General features: G+C 46.5%; 18 protein-coding genes. 9 read left to right on the top strand and 9 right to left on the bottom strand.

The features are described 5' to 3' along the window. Positions 1 to 530: 530 nt before the first annotated feature. Positions 531 to 2,342, top strand: a complete 1,812-nt coding sequence (typA, locus tag SO_RS20470) for a translational GTPase TypA (protein WP_011074056.1) — start codon at positions 531 to 533, stop codon at positions 2,340 to 2,342. 88 nt (positions 2,343 to 2,430) lie between these two features. On the opposite strand, the gene SO_RS20465 is transcribed toward typA, so the two are convergent. Next, the gene (locus tag SO_RS20465; protein ID WP_011074055.1) at positions 2,431 to 3,465 is read right to left on the bottom strand and encodes a diguanylate cyclase; all 1,035 of its coding nucleotides are present in this window, start codon (positions 3,463 to 3,465) and stop codon (positions 2,431 to 2,433) included. A 365-nt stretch (positions 3,466 to 3,830) separates the two neighbouring features. Here SO_RS20465 and katG point away from each other — a divergent pair, with 365 nt between their 5' ends. Next, entirely contained in the window at positions 3,831 to 6,017 is a 2,187-nt protein-coding gene (gene katG / locus SO_RS20460) for a catalase/peroxidase HPI (protein WP_011074054.1), read from the top strand. A gap of 113 nt (positions 6,018 to 6,130) precedes the next feature. Here katG and SO_RS20455 read toward each other — a convergent pair whose 3' ends face one another. The 3 genes from SO_RS20455 to SO_RS20445 form a co-directional block, all read right to left on the bottom strand. Continuing rightward, complete coding sequence (locus SO_RS20455) at positions 6,131 to 7,345, bottom strand: 4Fe-4S binding protein (protein WP_011074053.1); 1,215 nt, start codon at positions 7,343 to 7,345, stop codon at positions 6,131 to 6,133. Positions 7,346 to 7,658: 313 nt separating this feature from the next. Then, entirely contained in the window at positions 7,659 to 8,312 is a 654-nt protein-coding gene (locus SO_RS20450; RefSeq protein ID WP_011074052.1) for a DUF2959 domain-containing protein, read from the bottom strand. Positions 8,313 to 8,341: 29 nt separating this feature from the next. Next, positions 8,342 to 8,563 carry a hypothetical protein gene (locus tag SO_RS20445; RefSeq protein ID WP_011074051.1) on the bottom strand — a complete coding sequence of 74 codons (222 nt, stop codon included), beginning with the start codon at positions 8,561 to 8,563 and terminating at the stop codon, positions 8,342 to 8,344. An 81-nt stretch (positions 8,564 to 8,644) separates the two neighbouring features. Here SO_RS20445 and SO_RS20440 point away from each other — a divergent pair, with 81 nt between their 5' ends. From SO_RS20440 to azoR, 6 genes are all read left to right on the top strand, one after another. Further along, a complete protein-coding gene (locus SO_RS20440) occupies positions 8,645 to 9,532 on the top strand; it encodes a virulence factor BrkB family protein (RefSeq protein WP_011074050.1) in 888 nt (295 codons plus the stop codon). Between the two features lie 203 nt (positions 9,533 to 9,735). Next, on the top strand, positions 9,736 to 10,692 hold the full coding sequence (locus SO_RS20435; RefSeq protein WP_011074049.1) for an alpha/beta fold hydrolase: 957 nt from the start codon (positions 9,736 to 9,738) through the stop codon (positions 10,690 to 10,692). Then, positions 10,689 to 11,303, top strand: a complete 615-nt coding sequence (locus SO_RS20430) for a hypothetical protein (RefSeq protein WP_011074048.1) — start codon at positions 10,689 to 10,691, stop codon at positions 11,301 to 11,303. Before SO_RS20435 ends, SO_RS20430 begins: the two co-directional genes overlap by 4 nt. Before the next feature lie 15 nt (positions 11,304 to 11,318). Further along, complete coding sequence (gene dtd, locus SO_RS20425) at positions 11,319 to 11,756, top strand: D-aminoacyl-tRNA deacylase (RefSeq protein WP_011074047.1); 438 nt, start codon at positions 11,319 to 11,321, stop codon at positions 11,754 to 11,756. Between the two features lie 25 nt (positions 11,757 to 11,781). Continuing rightward, positions 11,782 to 12,219: a thioesterase domain-containing protein gene (locus SO_RS20420; RefSeq protein ID WP_011074046.1), complete on the top strand. Its 438-nt coding sequence runs from the start codon at positions 11,782 to 11,784 to the stop codon at positions 12,217 to 12,219. A 134-nt stretch (positions 12,220 to 12,353) separates the two neighbouring features. Further along, entirely contained in the window at positions 12,354 to 12,950 is a 597-nt protein-coding gene (gene azoR, locus SO_RS20415) for an FMN-dependent NADH-azoreductase (protein WP_011074045.1), read from the top strand. A 61-nt stretch (positions 12,951 to 13,011) separates the two neighbouring features. Here azoR and SO_RS23060 read toward each other — a convergent pair whose 3' ends face one another. The 4 genes from SO_RS23060 to SO_RS20400 all read right to left on the bottom strand — a co-directional run bounded on the left by SO_RS23060 (position 13,012) and on the right by SO_RS20400 (position 15,560). Then, on the bottom strand, positions 13,012 to 13,176 hold the full coding sequence (locus SO_RS23060; RefSeq protein WP_011074044.1) for a hypothetical protein: 165 nt from the start codon (positions 13,174 to 13,176) through the stop codon (positions 13,012 to 13,014). Between the two features lie 39 nt (positions 13,177 to 13,215). Beyond that, entirely contained in the window at positions 13,216 to 13,542 is a 327-nt protein-coding gene (locus SO_RS20410; protein ID WP_011074043.1) for a rhodanese-like domain-containing protein, read from the bottom strand. A gap of 132 nt (positions 13,543 to 13,674) precedes the next feature. Beyond that, on the bottom strand, positions 13,675 to 14,151 hold the full coding sequence (locus SO_RS20405; RefSeq protein WP_011074042.1) for a GNAT family N-acetyltransferase: 477 nt from the start codon (positions 14,149 to 14,151) through the stop codon (positions 13,675 to 13,677). A gap of 647 nt (positions 14,152 to 14,798) precedes the next feature. Next, positions 14,799 to 15,560 (bottom strand): DUF2971 domain-containing protein, encoded by a 762-nt coding sequence (locus SO_RS20400; RefSeq protein WP_011074041.1) that lies wholly within the window; start codon positions 15,558 to 15,560, stop codon positions 14,799 to 14,801. A gap of 537 nt (positions 15,561 to 16,097) precedes the next feature. Here SO_RS20400 and SO_RS20395 point away from each other — a divergent pair. Continuing rightward, a complete protein-coding gene (locus SO_RS20395) occupies positions 16,098 to 17,261 on the top strand; it encodes an IS4-like element ISSod3 family transposase (RefSeq protein ID WP_238560613.1) in 1,164 nt (387 codons plus the stop codon). A 695-nt stretch (positions 17,262 to 17,956) separates the two neighbouring features. On the opposite strand, the gene SO_RS20385 is transcribed toward SO_RS20395, so the two are convergent. After that, entirely contained in the window at positions 17,957 to 18,640 is a 684-nt protein-coding gene (locus SO_RS20385; protein ID WP_011074040.1) for a response regulator transcription factor, read from the bottom strand. Positions 18,641 to 18,652: the final 12 nt, after the last annotated feature.

The raw sequence follows: 18,652 nt of genomic DNA, 5'->3' as shown, positions 1-18,652 counted from the left end.
TTTTGATGGCAATGTTAATGGGTTTTAATTAATAACGTTTCAAAATCAATCAACTAGTTCCGTTGTTCGCGGGTGGGAATAGAGTTTGTTGAAACTTAGCCTAACGCTATTAGCGTCAGTGTTAGCTGCAAAGTGTGGCTTGGTGGTCTGGCTTATTTATATCACTGGGTGAAAAAGTACGGCGGCTTAACTTGGGTTATTGGCTATACTTATGGCGGTCTTAAGCGCATAGTCTGCTACGCCATTCCCGTGAAAAATAGTGATTTCAGCTGGTTAGCTATGCTGGTATCGAAATAATATGGCAAATTGCCTGCGCTGTAACGGTGCATTTGGGTGATTTGTCTTATCGTCATAACTGATTCGTTAGCACGGGCCCCAAAAAATAGTTTTATAAGTGTTCAAAAATAATCCTGTGCGATATGGCCGCTCTGGAGTAGAATGTCACGCTTTTTTATGGCGACTCAACGTAGATTGCTGTAACGAATATTTGTAATATCCCTAATTTTTGTTTGATGGTAAGAGGTTTATCCGTGCTAGAGAATTTACGTAACATCGCCATTATTGCGCACGTTGACCATGGCAAAACGACCCTGGTTGACAAGCTGCTGTCGCAATCAGGAACCCTTGCAACCCGGGGAGAAGCTACTGAGCGGGTGATGGACTCCAACGATCTTGAAAAGGAGCGTGGAATCACGATTCTGGCAAAGAACACTGCCATCAAGTGGAACGACTACCGCATTAACATCGTAGACACCCCTGGCCACGCCGACTTCGGTGGTGAGGTTGAGCGTGTTCTGTCTATGGTTGACTCAGTATTGTTGCTGGTTGATGCCGTTGATGGTCCAATGCCACAAACTCGCTTCGTAACCAAAAAAGCGTTTGCCCAAGGCTTAAAGCCAATCGTTGTTATCAACAAGATTGACCGTCCAGGTGCTCGCCCTGATTGGGTTATCGACCAAGTATTCGACCTATTCGATAACTTAGGTGCGACCGACGAACAATTAGATTTTCCAATCGTTTATGCTTCTGCATTAAACGGTTTTGCAACCTTAGATCCAGATGTTGTCAGCGAAGATATGACGCCACTGTTTCAGACTATCGTTGAAAAAGTGTCATCACCTGATGCTGATGCGGATGGTCCATTCCAGATGCAAATTTCTCAGCTCGATTACAACTCTTACGTGGGTGTTATCGGTGTGGGTCGCATTAACCGTGGTAGCATCAAGACTAACCAACAGGTGAGCGTGATCGGTGCCGACGGTAAAGTACGCAACGGTAAAATGGGCCAAGTATTAGGTTACATGGGCTTAGAGCGTACCGAAGTTGATGTAGCAAACGCGGGCGATATCGTTGCGATTACTGGTTTGGGTGAGCTTAAAATTTCGGACACAGTGTGCGCCGCTGGCAATGTAGAGGCGATGCCGCCTTTATCTGTTGACGAGCCAACGCTGACCATGACCTTCCAAGTCAACACTTCACCTTTTGCGGGTAAAGAAGGTAAGTATGTGACTTCACGTAACATTCTTGAGCGTCTGCAACAGGAATTAGTGCACAACGTGGCACTGCGTGTTGAAGAAACCGACAGCCCAGACCGTTTCGCGGTATCTGGTCGTGGTGAATTACACTTATCTATCCTGATCGAAAACATGCGTCGTGAAGGTTACGAATTAGCAGTTTCTCGCCCAGAAGTTATCTTAAAAACCATCGATGGTGAACTGTGTGAGCCATTTGAAACTCTGACCGTTGACGTTGAAGAAGAACATCAAGGGACAGTGATTGAGAAGCTGGGTATCCGTAAAGCTGAAATGAAAGATATGCAGCTTGACGGTAAAGGTCGCGTGCGCGTTGACTTTGTTATCCCAAGCCGTGGCTTAATCGGTTTCCAAACAGAGTTCTTAACAGCAACGTCAGGTACCGGTTTGATTTACCACTCATTCGATCACTACGGTCCACATAAAGGTGGCGACATTGGTCAACGCGCTAACGGCGTACTGATCTCTAACGCAACGGGTAAGGCGCTGACATTCGCACTGTTCGGTCTACAGGACCGCGGTCGTCTGTTTATTGGCCACGCTGCTGAAGTTTACGAAGGTCAAGTTGTGGGTATTCATGCTCGTTCAAACGATCTGACAGTTAACTGTCTGAAAGGTAAGCAGCTGACTAACATGCGTGCTTCTGGTACTGACGAAGCTCAGGTTCTGACTACGCCAATCACTTTAACGCTTGAGCAAGCGCTTGAGTTTATTGATGATGACGAATTAGTTGAAGTGACACCTAAGAGCATCCGTGTTCGTAAGAAACACTTAACTGAAAACGACCGTAAGCGCGCTAGCCGCGGCTAATGGTGGTTTTGGCGGCCACGATAAAGTGACCGCCATACAGTGAATGAATAAAGCCCCGCTAAGGCAACTTAGCGGGGCTTTTTAATGGTTATATTTGAGTTCCATTAGGTGGTGCTGAGCGTATGCAGTTACGGCCTGCAGACTTAGCCAAGTAAAGGGCTGTATCTGCTTGGTGGACTAATTCTAGGGCGTTATGTTTATCTGAGGGGAGTAAACACGCGACACCCACGCTGACGGTGACAATGCCTAGGTTGGTTTTAATATGGGGAATAGCAAGCGATTGGATAAGTTGATGTACGTGCTTGGCTGTATCGAGTGCCGTTTGTAGATCCGTATTGGGGAGTAAAATAACAAATTCTTCGCCGCCATAGCGTGCGACCAATTCACCCGCCCGACGACCTGATTGAGATAAGCCGTTCGCCAGCATCTTGAGACAGTCATCTCCCGCGAGGTGACCATAGTGGTCATTAAATAATTTAAAGTGGTCAATATCGAGCATGATGAGCGAGAGTGGCGTGTTGTTGCGTTGTCCACGGCTCCATTCCTTTTGTAGCATTTGATCAAACAATCTACGGTTGCCAATATTGGTTAATCCATCGGTATTACTGAGTTTTTCTAGCCTGTTGTTTGCTTCTGCAAGTTCATAGGTTCGCGCTTGTATAATGGACTCTAGCTCTCGATTGCGCTCTTCTAAACTTGTCATTGGATAAATTTCACCTTTTTTGGCTATGCCATAGGGAATCGAAATTCCACTATGGACGATTTTCCAATCTTTGCTTTCTTGCTGGAAAACCAGCATTAATCTTGCTGTTTCTTGGCTGAGTATCGAGTCTGGAACAGGGAGATGAATATGAAAAAATGCAGTAATAACAATAATATCTTCAGCAAGATCCTGTAGTGATAGATCTAATACCTCAATACGGATCCGTTCGGGGACTTGGGCGAAGTCCTGACGGGTTATTTTTATCCATTCATCTTTACTGGTGACAAGGATATCGCTGCTACCTGCATAACCACTAAAATCATCACTGAAACGGGCTGTGAGCTTGTCATCCCGGGCAGCGTACATCTCAATATATTCATCAAAAAGTGACTGCATAAGTTGCAAGCGTCTCTGCCGCATAGGTTCACTCCGATTGAGAGAATATAAACGTATTCTTGTTCTTATTTGAGATGAGTATTGACGATAAACTCGTCCCGCGGTCTGATTAAAATCAATATAGTGCCGTAAAAATCACGGATAGTGTGATCTTAGCCTGTTTTTTGAGCTATGGTTTTATGTTCTCGTTACTGTCTCCTCGCTTTAATTGCTTAACTCTGAAATGTTGTCATGTTGTTCATTTAGCATACTGATTGAAAGGTGCATTAATCGTCACTTTGGCTCAATGCAAAAGGAATTAATGCCAACGGTAAAACGCTCAACCTGATTAGCCTAATGGCACTGTACAGTGTCATTCCCTTCGTTAGCCATAAGTAAAGGAATATCCCATGGATAAGACTCAACGCTCCCAAGGTAAATGCCCCGTGATGCATGGGGCCAATTCTGCCGTTGCCAGTAACAATATGGACTGGTGGCCTAAGGCTCTTAACCTCGATATCTTGCACCAACACGATCAGAAAACGGATCCGATGGACCCTAACTTTAGTTATCGTGATGCATTCAACAGTTTAGATCTCGCAGCAGTGAAGCAGGACTTACATTCCCTTATGACCGATAGCCAAGATTGGTGGCCAGCCGATTGGGGGCATTATGGCGGTTTGATGATCCGTATGGCATGGCACTCCGCAGGAACCTATCGGATTGCAGATGGCCGTGGCGGTGCGGGGACGGGGAATCAACGCTTTGCGCCGCTCAATAGCTGGCCAGATAACGCCAACCTTGATAAAGCCCGTCGGTTACTTTGGCCGATTAAGAAAAAATACGGCAATAAACTCTCATGGGCGGATTTGATTATTCTGGCTGGCAACGTGGCCTATGAATCTATGGGATTAAAAACCTTTGGCTTTGCCGGTGGTCGTGCCGATATCTGGCATCCTGAAAAAGACATTTATTGGGGCTCAGAAAAACAATGGCTCGCGCCGAGTGATAATCCGAACAGTCGTTACTCTGGTGCTCGCGACCTTGAAAATCCCTTGGCCGCCGTAATGATGGGGCTGATTTATGTGAATCCCGAAGGAGTTGATGGTAAGCCCGATCCACTGCGCACCGCCCAAGATGTGCGTATCACCTTTGCGCGGATGGCGATGGATGATGAAGAAACCGTCGCCTTAACTGCGGGTGGCCACACTGTAGGTAAATGCCATGGTAATGGTAAAGCTCAAGACCTTGGCCCCGAACCAGAGGGTGAGGATGTTGAAGCGCAAGGTTTAGGTTGGTTAAACAAAAAAGGCCGTGGCGTTGGCTGTGATGCTGTGACCAGTGGCCTTGAAGGGGCTTGGACGACTCACCCAACCCAGTGGGATAACGGCTACTTTTACTTGCTGTTAAATTACGACTGGGAACTAAAAAAGAGTCCCGCCGGAGCGTGGCAATGGGAACCCATCAATATTAAAGAAGAAGATAAAGTTATCTCTGTGGGTGACCCTGCGAAGAAGTTTAACCCCATCATGACGGATGCGGATATGGCGATGAAGATAGACCCCGAATATCGCAAAATATCCGAGAGGTTTTATCAAGATCCCGCCTATTTCTCCGAGGTGTTTGCCCGTGCTTGGTTTAAGTTAACTCACCGTGATCTTGGGCCTAAAAGCCGTTATTTAGGGCCAGAAGTCCCGAGTGAAGAGTTGATTTGGCAAGACCCAATCCCGAGCGTCGATTACCGTTTAGTTGCCAGTGAGATTGTCGAACTTAAGGCGAAATTATTAGCCTCGGGACTCAGCGTATCTGAGTTAGTGGCGACCGCTTGGGATAGCGCGCGCACCTTTCGAGGCTCGGATTTCCGTGGTGGGGCCAATGGCGCACGAATTCGTTTAGCGCCACAAAAAGATTGGTCAGGAAATGAGCCTGAGCGTTTGCAAAAAGTATTGAAAGTATTGAGCGCGTTGCAGGCAAGCTTGAGCAAAAAAGTCAGTATTGCTGATTTGATTGTCCTCGGCGGCGCTGCGGCGATTGAAAAGGCCGCCCACGCTGCGGGAGTCAATATCACAGTACCTTTCATGCCTGGCCGTGGTGATGCCACGAAGGAAATGACCGATGTGGAATCCTTTGTCGTGCTTGAACCTTTGCACGATGCGTATCGCAACTGGCTGAAACAGGATTATGTGGTTCAGCCTGAGGAGATGATGCTCGATCGCTCGCAACTGATGGGGTTAACCGCCCATGAGATGACGGTACTGATAGGCGGCATGCGGGTATTAGGCACTAACCATGGCGGTACGCGTCACGGTGTGTTTACCGATAAAGTGGGTGTGTTAAGTAATGATTTCTTTGTGAATCTCACCGACATGGCCTACAGCTGGAAACCCGTTGGCACTAACCTGTATGAAGTTGTTGAGCGCAAAACTGGTACGGTGAAGTGGACGGCAACCCGCGTCGATTTAGTGTTTGGGTCTAACTCTGTGCTGCGCGTTTACGCCGAGGTGTATGCACAGGATGATGCTAAGGAAAAGTTTGTGCATGATTTTGTGGCTGCTTGGACCAAGGTGATGAATGCCGACAGGTTCGATTTGGCTTAGTCACTAGCGCTTAAACTAGGGCGTGTTGACGTTTCAGGACGGGACATCGCCAAAATAAAAGGTGCAGCCAAAGCTGCACCTTTTTTATGCCTACTTATATGCAAATAAAATCGTTAATGGCCAACTCGATCAATCACTTGGATTAGCTCCATGCGGATATTATCCGGCGTTTGGCTATGCCAAAATCCGGCTAAATAGGCCGTCAGCGGTAGCGCAAATAGCGCCAGTAATAATAAGACTAATAATCCCTTATGGCTAACTCTGTGGCCGGATTTAAGACTTAAGCCGAGCGCCGCCGATTTAGGGCAGGCCGCCACACAGCGCATGCAGGCTTGGCATTCGTCGCTGCGAACCGTGGTTTTGGTATGCACTATGATATTGGCGGGGCAGGCGCGGGTGCATTTATCGCATTTCATGCCCTTGGCTTCAATCAGACAATGCTGAGTGTTGCGGCGGATCTTGAGTGGGCTGGCAAAGCTTAACAGTCCGAGTATGGCACCATAGGGACATAAATAACGACAAAAACCTTGGCGACGCCATGCAGCGAGGGCGAGGATCAGGGCGAAGCAGGCTAAGGTAATGAGTCCAGGCGTGACAAAAAACAGCGCCATCTTAAGATCGGCAATTTTGTGGTAATTGCCTTGCAGATAATAGGGGATCGACTCGCTTGGCATACCGATCACAATGTAAAAAAGCGCCAGCAGCAATAGATACTTAAGCATTCTAAGCGGCCAGTCTAGCCATGCTGGTGGCGCGAGTTCTGCTTTGATAAAACGTTTGCGTAGGGCGTAGAGATATTCCCCTGCTAATCCTAATGGGCAGGCCCAGCCACAAAAGGCGCGTTTGCAGAGTAAGCCTGTGAGTAGCACGGCGGCGAGCATCAAGGCCGCGGCGGGATGGGTTTGATCCCACAAGTTAAGCGTTACTATGGCTTTTAATTCAATCCCGCCGGCGATGGGCAAAAAGGCATCGACAACATCGGGGCGCATTAACCAAGGTGTGCTCCCTTGTTTGAGTTGAATGGCATTGATGCAGTATTGAATGGCGACTAAAAACAGTGAAAGCGCGAGCAGCTGTTGGCAGCCTTCGCGTAGGGTGTTGATTTTTATCTCGGTCTTAAACTCCTCTGGGGCAAACTTGTTGGCTATCAGGCATAGCGGCAAGGCAATGAGGAGGGCAAGTGCCAGCGGCCAATACAGGCTAATGGCCACAGCACCGATACTTAACAGTAAGGTCACCACGGCGCCCCACTTTTTTCCGCTCCAATAGCTTAGGGAGGCGATATACATCAGGGCCAGCATTAGGGTTAGGGATTCAATAAAACTCATGTTAATACTGCATAGAATACACGTATTCAATCTGAGCAATCTTTTGTAGATAAGTTTATGAGCCTAAAGCAAATTTGTGCGATAGATCCAATATTGATTGAATCGTCACATGAAAGCGCGCTATGGCTCACAAAGCCCAAAATCGTAGCCTTGCACAAATGAAAGCGGCAATGCAGGGAAACCGAAATCAATAGCAAAACGGCTATTTTGACTCGGTAATGTATCAGAGCGAGTAAAGTCTTCGGAGCAAACAAGCTGTTAATTCAGATTGGATTGACTGAATCAACAGCTTATTTAAGCGAGTAAAACGGCATTAACCTTTTGCGTTCTCAAGGGCTTCGATAAATCGAGTCGACTCGTTGATAGACTTGTTCATCTCTTTGATTAAGCCTGAGATATCCGTTTGCAAGCTGGCAAATTCGCCTTTAATCGCACCAATCGCTTGGGCATTCAAGTTATGCTTTAAATACAGCATATTGTCTTTCATGGCGGTGAGGATGGGCGGCATCTTGGATTCGGCGCGGCGCATGGTTTTGATCAACTGCTCGTAGGAGCGGCGGGTTTCCTTGAGCTTAGTTTCGCTGTTGCGGCGCAGGCTAGCTTTGCTGATCTCAGCGATTTCTGTTTGCCACTCATCAAACAGGGCTTCGGCAACATCTTCGACCTTGTTGATGCGATTACTCACATCATCGGCGGCACTTTGGGCTGACTCGTATTCATCCTTGGCCTTGTTATAGGCTTTTTCCAGATTGCCACCGTTGTGATTAAGCAAGGCTTGCATCTCTTCGAGTGCCGAGCTGAACTCTTTTTGTGCATCCTCTTGGGATTCTTTCGCAGCCTTGACCCTGTCAACCATAATGTCGCGTTTGTGGTAGCCCACTTTTTCCATCGCACCGTAATAGGCTGTTTGACAGCCCGTCAGCAGTAGCGTTGCCGCGATTAAGCTAGAGGTGATCAATCTTTTCATGGGATATTCCGTCACTGAGTCAGATGAAGTTAATCGGCTTGAAAGCGCGCCGCATCGATAATGCTCCAGAGGTGAAAGATAGCACCTAGTACCGCAGGCACAATTAACCACCAAAGGGCGTAGCCGACCACAGTGACCACGAAGAATAGCAATGCAGCCAAAATTCGTCCTTGTAGTAGTTGGCCTAGACCGGGAAAAAACAGGCTTGCGATTGCGGCGATAACATTGCCAGTGGATCCTTGTTGTGACATCAATTCACTCCTTAGACTTGTAAATTAAGTGTTTATTGTACGAAGATAACGAGTCTATACCAACAGAATCAAGAGAAACCCGTGACTAAGAAGATAGATCTGGCACAAATTCGAGTCTTACTCCTCGGGATCTGGCACTTCCTGCTGCATTTACGCCAGCGCCTAGTTGAAGATCAAATCAATATTCGTGCGGGCCACTTGGCCTATGTCACCCTGTTATCGCTCGTGCCTATGGTGGCGGTGACTATGTCGATGCTATCGGCGTTTCCTGTGTTTAAGGGGATCCGTGGCCAAATTGAAGCCTTTGTTTACGAGAATTTTCTACCCGCAGCGGGCGATACGGTACAAGTTTATATTAATGAATTTGTGGGCAATGCCTCGAAGGGGACTGCTGTGGGGATCGCGGCCTTAGTCGTGGTGGCAATTATGCTGATTTCGGCCATTGATAAATCGTTGAATAATATCTGGCGCACCAAGGAAAAACGCTCGGTCGTGGTGGCCTTTTCCATGTATTGGATGGTGATTACCTTAGGCCCTGTGCTGGTGGGCGCGAGCTTAGTGGCGACCTCCTATGTGGTGTCGCTAAAACTGTTTGAGGGTGATGCTTTATCTGGCATGATGCCGCTGTTTATTGAGCGTTTGCCGTTGTTATTTTCGGTGGCTGCATTTTTACTCTTGTATATGGTGGTGCCTAATCAAAAGGTGAAGTTTTGGCACGCGCTGTTGGGCGCTGTGGTGGCGGCGCTGCTATTTGAATTGGGGAAAAAAGGCTTTGCCTTTTATGTGACAAAATTCCCAAGTTATGAGGCAATTTACGGTGCGCTGGCGACTATTCCGATCCTATTTGTTTGGGTGTATTTATCCTGGATGATCGTGCTGCTGGGCGCCGAAATTACCGCCGCCATGCCGGAATATTTGGATTATGAGTCCAGCAGCAATGCTGGCGAAACTCAGCCCTTGGCAGAGTAAGCAAGGTTAGCAGAGCAAGAAATTTTAGCCCAGCGAGAGGCCGAGTTAGCACAGCTCGAATCCTCCTCTTTAGCATCTGCTCATGTTACAGAGAACACAGCTTTTGATCCGACGCGCTCAACTACACAGGAAAAGCCATAGCGAGGTTGTTATCTGAATAAAAGTTGTCATGCGTTTTAACCATCGCGAGTTTTATCCCAAATATGCTTACTGATGTCTATCAGGTCGCCCCTTTTATCCGCCGTGATTGGCTGATGATGGGCAGTGGGCAGCAGTTGCATCTTGCCCAATATGGTAATCCGCAGGGGATTCCGTTGTTATATCTACATGGCGGCCCAGGGGCGGGTGCCAGTGTGAGTGAGCTAAGTTTATTTAACCCCGAGCATTATTGGATTTTACTGCTGGATCAACGTGGTGCGGGGCAATCACTGCCTTCTGGCGAGTTAGAACACAATCATTTGAATGGACTTATTTGCGATATTGAGGCAATTCGTATCCGTTTAGGGATAGAGCGTTGGTGCTTAGCGGGTGGTTCATTTGGCGCCACCTTAGCTTTAATTTACAGTGGATTATTTCCCAATCGGGTGATCGCCCAAGTGTTATGGGCACTGTTTATTCCATCAAAAGAGGGGATTGAATGGCTCTATACGCCATCGGGCGCGGCGCAGTTATATCCGCAGGCTCACCGTGAATTTGCTGCTCCTTCTATTGGATTGGCGGATTTATTTACGCACTATCAGCTAGGATTTAACGCCCAAGATGAAGCAACTCGCCATGAGTTTGCCCGCCGTTGGATCCAATGGGAATTAACCTTGGCGGGGGTGCCAATAGCGCTGCCAAGAAGGCTCTCGGCCCAGCAATTGGCCTTAGCTCAGATAGAGCTACACTATGCGCAAAATGGTTACTTCAATATGTTCAGTGTATTACAGCGGGTGACATCTCAGGTCACAGCGCGTACCCTGTTATTACAAGGTACGCAGGATGCCGTCTGTCCGGCACGTTTATTAGCCACCTTTTTGACAAAGGTCGGCAACCATAGGATAGAAATCCACAGTATTGTTGATGGTGGGCATTCACTGAATAGTGAAATACTCTCCCTTGCCGTCACACTCGAAATTCAAGCCATGTGGGCTTGGATAAAGCGACAGGAGTTAACATGAAATTAGCCATTATTATTGCCGCCATTTTAGGATTAACAGCCTGTGCGGCCACACCATCCGCCTCTGTTGCAGAAGGCGAATTAGCTAAGCAGCCGTCAGTTAGCGCGGCATCGACTGACGCGCGCGCACCTGTTGCGCCTAAAGTGGTGCAATTGGCTGGAATGACTAACGAGGTCGCTGCCGATGCCTTGTATCAGGCATTACTCAATGCCAATTACTTGGCAAACAAAGTTGGGCCAGATAAAGTAGCGGTGCAGTTTGGCAATAATGATTTTATGTTAGAACCCAGCATGAATGCCGCGGGGATTGATCGCATCCTAATGAATCGTTTTTATGCGGTGCATCCGCAGTTGCAGGCAAGCCCAGAGCTACCAGCGGTGATTGGTGAGCTTAATGCCAAACTCAATTTCGCTAAATTTGTATTGCGCGAGCAAGGCGCGGTAATCCAAATCCAAGGTACAGTGACCTTTGCCGATAAGGTCGAAATTGAAGAGCTGCGCCGTTTTATGCTGTGGACCGATGGCGGATTGGCACAAATCGCCCAGTCCTTGCCTGACGGAGTTGAGCAGTATCTGCGCCCAATCCCCTTGATGCCCGTTGTTAAGTCTTAATCTAAAGGAAAAGTGGTGATCGCCTTAATTCAAAGAGTGAGCCGCGCCAGCGTGGTTGTAGATAATCAAACCATAGGTGCGATTGATAAAGGCTTGTTAGTCTTGCTCGGGGTTGAACGGGAAGATAACCGCGAAAAAATGGAAAAATTAGCTACTAAAGTGATGAGTTATCGGGTGTTTTCCGACGAAAATGGCAAAATGAATCTCAATTTGACTCAGGCGGGAGGCTCGCTTTTAGTGGTATCCCAATTTACCTTAGCCGCTGATACGGAGCGTGGGCTAAGGCCGAGCTTTTCGGGCGCGGGCACGCCTGAGCAAGCGCTTGGCCTGTATGAAGAGTTTGTCGCCTTTTGCCGCACCAAGGGCGTGAACACCGAAACAGGGCAATTTGCTGCTGATATGAAGGTTGAACTCGTCAACGATGGTCCAGTGACCTTCCATTTACAGGTTTAGTCTGCATCAGTAAAGGAACATGCACATGGATGAACTACTCAATCGATTACGCCAGACTTGGCACAGTACTATACCTGTGAGTGAGTTTATGCAGATAGCACCGCTGTCATTTACTGATGGTGAATTGAGTGTGAGTGCGCCACTCGCGCCGAATATCAATCTGCATCACACCATGTTTGCGGGCAGCATTTATACCATCATGACGCTCACTGGTTGGGGCATGGTATGGCTGCAACAGCAACTCCTCAATGTGGATGGCGACATAGTATTGGCCGATGCCCATATTCGTTATTTGGCGCCCGTTACCAGCGCGCCTGAGGTCAAAGTGCGTTGGCCAGATACGAATTTAAGCCCGCTGCAACGGGGGCGAAAAGCCAAGGTGAAGCTTGAGGTGCAACTCTTTTGTGACGGAAAACTCTGCGCCCAGTTCGATGGTTTGTATGTCAGTGTGCCAAAAATGTAAAACCGTTCTACTTTTTAGAAGGTAATCTCAAATTTTATCCGCTTTTATTCTCTTTTATGGGCTAATACACTAAGCCTATAGAGTCGAGATAAAGTGTAAAGACTCCCCCAAAATTTCAATTTTCGGAGCAGATTATGTCTAAAGTCCTTGTATTAAAATCCAGTATTCTTGGCGGTTATTCACAATCTGCCTTGTTAGTTGACTACTTAATCGGTAAATGGGAAAAGCAGGGCGCAACCATCACGGTACGCGACTTAGCGGGTAAAGATGTGTTACCTATGGTTGACGGTGAAATCGCCTCTGGCTTACGTGGCGGCGCTGAGCTAACTGCACGTCAGCAAGAGATGCTCGATCTGTCTAACGCCTTAGTGGAAGAGTTAAAAGCGAACGACACTATCGTGATCACTGCGCCAATGTACAACTTCAATATTCCAACCCAGCTGAAAAACTGGATTGATTTTGTGGCCCGTGCGGGTGTGACCTTCACTTACACCGAGAATGGCCCTAAAGGCTTAGTGGAAGGTAAACGCGCCGTGTTGATCACCACCCGTGGTGGCGCCCATAAAGATGGTCCAACCGATCACATGGTGCCTTTCTTAAAAACCTTCCTCGGTTTTATTGGTATCACCGATGTGGACGTGGTTTATGCTGAGGCGCTGAACATGGGCCCAGAAGCTAACCAAAAAGGGATCAGCGAAGCTAAAGCCAGTATCGATAAGTTAGCTGTTTAATAGTAAAAATAATAAAAATGTCAGCATCTTAGCTGGTATTTTTGTTTATGTAGAAAGCCTATTACTCGCAAAGCTTGCAGCCAAGAGACATAGCGCTGGTTTCGATATAACGCACTTTGACGCTCGCTTGGCCACGATTACGGCTCATTGCGTAACGTGCTTGGCGAGCGGATTTAAGCTCAGCAGGTTTTTCTGCTTGGCGAGGTGCAGGACAAGATGTTGTCATTCATTCCTCCTTAGCGTCGCTCGCTTAGGCTAAATAAGGCTAAGGATTAGGTTGGCAGCAGACTAAATCTTTTAGTGAACCACCATTAACCACACATTCAAAACCATTGGCCCTTAAAATATCACAGCCCTTTTGGGCACGAATGCCTGCGCCGCAGTAAAGTACAAAGGGATGCTGTTTATTTTCAACCTGATGTAACCATTGGTCGAGCGTTGGCAGTGGCACATTGATGGCCTGAGGCAAATGACCCGAGGCAAACTCCTCCGGTGAGCGCACATCGATAACGCGCGCACCCTGCTCAATCAGTTGCCAACATTTTTCACCGTTGCTGCTACCAGATAATTTAGCCAGTAAAGATTGAAACATAGCTTTGCCTCTATGATTAGAAAATTTTCAATAAGTTTATTCTAATGAACTGGTGGGCGCAAGCTTGAAAAAGCAGTGCGAGCAAAGAGGCCTAGTGACGAGCTTTATCACTCCACTGCGCACAGGGAGCCGCTATATGTTTTTGGTCATAAATACGCTATTGGGGTCGAGCACGTAATCGGCAAAGGGGCCACATAGCTCGAAGCCAAACTTAGCGTAGAGAGAACGTGCGGGCTGAAAAAAGGTCATTGAGCCCGTTTCTAAACTGAGGCGTTGCACGCCAGCGGCTTTGGCGTCATTGATCAAGTGCTGCAATATCTGGGATGCCACGCCTTGCTGTTTGTAAGTCGCAGCGGTTCGCATCGATTTGATCTCTGCATGTTCAGCATCTAACCATTTTAGTGCACCGCAGCCCGCCAGATTACGGTCATCCCACAGTGTCCAAAAGCGAATATTGGGTTGGCGCAGGCCATTAAGGTCTAATGCGTGCACACTTTCTGGTGGCGAGGTTGCTCGCATATCGTCGAGGTGTTCCTGCAGCAAAGCCGCTATCTCTGGCCCTTTAAGGTCATCTAAGGTGATTTTCATGGTTCTTATGGTGGATTTCATGGCGGATCGGGTACTCCCTATTATTGTGGCTTATCCATAATGGCGTCATCGCTTTGTAATCTGTTTGCCAATGCGCTGCAGTGGATAAGCAAATGCTAGGCCACCAACTTTTTATCAAAGCAAAAATCAAAGTCGTGGGGCTTCACCCCCTGATTTTTAATCAAGAGTCGACCAAGGAGGACTGCTCGTCCTATCAAAAACGTCCATGTAAAACTACCAGCTCGATATCCCTATCTCGCGCTCAAAACGGCCGTTGGCCTTCGCCCTTGGATGCTCCAAGACGCCCCTAACGGAGTTGAAAGCCCCTTGGGCATTAAGCGTTCTTATGCTATCGCGTCAGACGCTCGTCCCTGATTCGACTGACGCTATCTCGGCATCCATGCCTCGCTCACGCAACGACCGCAAATGCCCTGCGGCAACTCCGAGGGGATGGTGTATTCCTTAGGCTCAGGTGTTATTGGTCAAATGTTGAATGAAAAAAGTTATGCCTGTCCGATCATATTCTTATTCTGGCTTTAGCCCGTCCCAGAAAAGTTATGCCTGTCCGATCTTATTTCCGAGGAGATGGTGTATTCCTTAGGCTCAGGTGTTATTGGTCAAATGTTGAATGAAAAAAGTTATGCCTGTCCGATCTTATTAATGAATTATTATTTGATTGGTGCTTTATATAAATCTGATTGCTTAACGTGTGCATCAATACCGAAGGTTTTTGACACCGTGTTAGTTAGATCGACTAACCATTTAGGTGCTGTAGGTGAAACATGAATTGATTTGATTAACTGATTCAAATCGATATCTAGTGATATGCCATGTTTATCATTTACAGCTTCCCAATCGAAACCAACTCCACTTTTTGCCCTCGGTATCTCCTGCACTATGATTCGAACCTCTTTCTCATGCTCGAAAGATTTTCTCTTATGTACGAAGGGGTAAGTTGTATTATTTTCCGGCATCCATTCAGTATCAAAATCGATATATTCAACAAGACCTAATTGAGCATCGGAAGGTAGCACTACTGCTAATGAGTTATAATCCGTTTCAATAGCAATTGCTTCTTCTGTCTTGGCGTACAAATCCCACATTGCTGCTGATTCATACTTGTTTGCATGCCAGCAATTCACATAAGTCCATTGTCTAGAGAAACTATTAAAGTCGGATATTGCATTAGCAACTTTATGGGGATCAATTTCAGAACCCGCATATTGAGCTTCATAAATGCTATTTCTGATTCGGTTATTTAGACTCGAAAAATGACCTTCATAAGGATCCGTAAATCTATCAACTCGATTCAAGAAAAGTGATTTTGATGATATTAGCGCAACAAATTTTGAAAAATCCATATAGCGCCACAGTCTAATATTGCCATCTTCTGGTTGTCTCATTATTGTTCCTGTTGTATTCGCTGCCATATAACCTCCGAGTTAAATAAATTCACCATTTAAAAAATGAAAAACAAGTTTCAAAATTTAATAGATTAGAGCATAACAGTGTATTACCCGCACTTCTAATGAAACCCAAACCATAATGGACTCGAAGTTTGAGAAATAAGAGTAAATAATTCAAATGTGCCAGTAACTTAGCATCCATTAGGGTGAGTTTTCAATCTTTTTTCATGCAGAAAAAGCGAGACTTTATATACCAAGAAGTATTTTGGCGCGGTATGTAAATCAGAAAATATGAAAAGACATATATTTTCAGTTGCTTAATGTTTTTTTGAAAATAAAAAACGATACTCCTTTGGCTCGTTTTCCCCGAGGGCTGTCACTTTTCTATTATACCTGTACTCTGAAGAATCCCCTGATGATTTTCAGATAAATCATTAAATTAGAGTGAACTTGCACCTTGAAGTGTGATCAGATGGAAGTGCGAACAAACATCAATCACAGGGCATCAAGGTGCAAGTGTTAACTATCTTACATTAATCTCTCTATCAACATTGTCCAGAAATCCATCAAAAGCGACTGAATACACTCATGGTCGCCTGCAAAGCCCTCATCAACGCGGATTGTCTCACCCTCACGCATTTAGGGCGGCACATTGATGGCACCAGCACTCATACTAAACACTCAATAAAACGCATGGATAGATTATTGGGCAACCCGCACCTTCACCATGAAAGACTGGCTGTTTATCAGTGGCATGCAAAGTGGCTGCTAACAGCACATACGATGCCGACCATACTGGTGGATTGGTCTGATATGCGTGAAGGTCGTGAACTGATTGCACTACGCGCCTCTATTGCGATTAAGGGCCGCTCTATCACGCTCTACGAGCGAACATTTCCGTTAGTACTACAAGGCACACAAACTGCCCATAATCAGTTTCTGAATGAACTCCATAAAGTGTTACCTGACAATATTACCCCGCTGATAGTCACTGACGCGGGCTTCCGTAATCCATGGTTTCGAAAAGTCGAGCAGCTCGGTTGGTATTGGCTGGGTCGTGTCAGAGGATTAAGTGTCTATCGGCTGCACCCCTTCGGTCGCCAATTTTCGCTAAAAGCGCTTTATCCCAAAGCCAGTCGTCGCGCAAAACATGTTGGGCGAGTGGCGTTATCGGTAAAGAAACCCTTGTTATGCGAGATGGTATTGTTCAGGGCTCCAAGTAAAGGCAGAAAAGGTCAGCGAAGTACGACAACAGACTGTCACCATACGGCGCAATGGACGTATGAACTGACCGCCAAAGAGCCTTGGGCACTGGTGACCAACTTGACCATAGAAGCCATGTCGCCTCAAAAACTGGTTAATATTTACCAAAAACGGATGCAAATAGAAGAAACCTTTAGAGATTTAAAAAGCCCCGCTTATGGCTTTGGTTTACGTCATAGCAGAACACGTTATGCGGCGAGGATGGACATACTGCTATTGATAGCATTATTGGTACAACTGGCATTTTGGTGGGTAGGATTATACGGAGAAACACAGCAATTACAGCGGCACTTCCAAGCCAACACGGTAAAGAAAAGGAATGTGCTATCAACAATCAGGATGGGCAAAGAACTGCTGCGGCGACGGCATGACTACCCCATATCAGCAGATGATTTGCTTTGTGCTGCGAAGAAACTAGCCCAACTCTCATTAACTCATGGTTGTTGGGGCTATGAATTATGAGGGGATCCTACAGGGTCGAGCATCCAGGGATGGACTTGCTGTGTGTCGTTGAGTCAATACCATGGTTTGCCTCACTCCTTGGTGTGTTATCTGGCCAGCATCATGGTTTGCCTCACTCCTTGGTGTGTTATCTGGCCTGTACCATGGTTGGCCTCACTCCGTGGCGTGTCGTCGAGTCACTACCATGGTTGGCCTCTCTCCGTGGAGTGTCGTTGAGTCAGTATCATGGTTGGTCTCACTCCCACGGAAAATACATCAGTTCTATAAAAAGGGTGAGCTATTTCAGATGATTTGGGGGTAGCTGTGGTTGACCTAACAGGGCAACGATGAGGATGAAGTCGTCTTCTTTGGTGAAGTAGGCGGTGTGTTTACCGATAGGAAAGTAGAAACCTTTGGGGTAAATATCGTTGCAGCTTCTGCCTCATTCGGAGTTACCGGCTAACATTTGCCCGCCAAATTTAATCGGTCATATGGACGCTCACGGTGAGTCTAGGCAATACTCGTTCACAGAAGGTTTTTGGCCTTCGTTTTCTGTTCAGCAATCTCACTTTTATCGTTGCTTTTGATGCGACTTATTTATCGCTTAAAGCGGTTTTACTGCCATATATCCTGGCTTAACAGCACAAACTATGCTCCTAATGAAATTCATACCATTGCGCCATAAATGTGAACCCCCCATTCTGCTCAGGTAATGCTTATTCTTGATACCGGTAGCCATAGCCGTGAATCGTCTTGATTAATAAAGGTGTATTAGGATCTGATTCAATCATTTTTCTGAGCTTTGAAATATGTTGATCTAATGTCCTGCTGTTAGGTAAATGATCAACGCCCCACACCCAATCCAACAGCATGTCTCTGGTCACGATTTGGTTTTTATACCTGTGTAGACATGACAGAATTTTTATCTCCCGCAGTGATAGCTCAATCGTTTGTTGTTGCCGTTTAGCACAGAGTTCCATCGGGTAAATTGTCAGATCACCGAAAATGAAGCTTTGATCTGGTGAATTCTGTTTGGCTTTCAGACAGCGTCGGGCAATTGTTTTGATTCGCGCCCGAACCTCGTGAATACCAAATGGTTTATTAATATAGTCATCCGCACCAAGCTCAAGCCCCAGAACTTTATCAAGCTCTTCACCTTTAGCGGATAAAAAGATCACCGGCGTTTGTTCATCGTGCTTTCTGATTTCTTTGCAGACTGAATAGCCATCTAACTCAGGCATCATAATATCCAGAATAATAAAATCCGGCTGCTCTTGTTGATATTTTAACAGGGCAACTTTGCCATTATCAGCAAGCAGAACGGAATATCCCTCTCTGGAAAGCATATCGGCCAACCCTTGGCGGATATGAATATCATCTTCGGCGATAAGAATTTTCATTATTAATTATTC

This window comes from Shewanella oneidensis MR-1 (genome assembly GCF_000146165.2).
GTDB lineage: Bacteria > Pseudomonadota > Gammaproteobacteria > Enterobacterales > Shewanellaceae > Shewanella > Shewanella oneidensis.
Note: the sequence above shows the minus strand (reverse complement) of the source record. Positions and strands in the feature narration are given on the sequence as shown.

Excerpts from the sequence above, each read along its gene's own strand:
- SO_RS23060 (WP_011074044.1), bottom strand. The coding sequence starts at position 13,176 with ATGACAACATCTTGTCCTGCACCTCGCCAAGCAGAAAAACCTGCTGAG.
- SO_RS20455 (WP_011074053.1), bottom strand. The coding sequence starts at position 7,345 with ATGAGTTTTATTGAATCCCTAACCCTAATGCTGGCCCTGATGTATATC.
- azoR (WP_011074045.1), top strand. The coding sequence starts at position 12,354 with ATGTCTAAAGTCCTTGTATTAAAATCCAGTATTCTTGGCGGTTATTCA.
- SO_RS20445 (WP_011074051.1), bottom strand. The coding sequence starts at position 8,563 with ATGTCACAACAAGGATCCACTGGCAATGTTATCGCCGCAATCGCAAGC.
- SO_RS20420 (WP_011074046.1), top strand. The coding sequence starts at position 11,782 with ATGGATGAACTACTCAATCGATTACGCCAGACTTGGCACAGTACTATA.
- SO_RS20465 (WP_011074055.1), bottom strand. The coding sequence starts at position 3,465 with ATGCGGCAGAGACGCTTGCAACTTATGCAGTCACTTTTTGATGAATAT.
- SO_RS20430 (WP_011074048.1), top strand. The coding sequence starts at position 10,689 with ATGAAATTAGCCATTATTATTGCCGCCATTTTAGGATTAACAGCCTGT.
- SO_RS20410 (WP_011074043.1), bottom strand. The coding sequence starts at position 13,542 with ATGTTTCAATCTTTACTGGCTAAATTATCTGGTAGCAGCAACGGTGAA.
- katG (WP_011074054.1), top strand. The coding sequence starts at position 3,831 with ATGGATAAGACTCAACGCTCCCAAGGTAAATGCCCCGTGATGCATGGG.
- SO_RS20405 (WP_011074042.1), bottom strand. The coding sequence starts at position 14,151 with ATGAAATCCACCATAAGAACCATGAAAATCACCTTAGATGACCTTAAA.
- SO_RS20385 (WP_011074040.1), bottom strand. The coding sequence starts at position 18,640 with ATGAAAATTCTTATCGCCGAAGATGATATTCATATCCGCCAAGGGTTG.
- SO_RS20400 (WP_011074041.1), bottom strand. The coding sequence starts at position 15,560 with ATGGCAGCGAATACAACAGGAACAATAATGAGACAACCAGAAGATGGC.
- SO_RS20435 (WP_011074049.1), top strand. The coding sequence starts at position 9,736 with ATGCTTACTGATGTCTATCAGGTCGCCCCTTTTATCCGCCGTGATTGG.
- SO_RS20450 (WP_011074052.1), bottom strand. The coding sequence starts at position 8,312 with ATGAAAAGATTGATCACCTCTAGCTTAATCGCGGCAACGCTACTGCTG.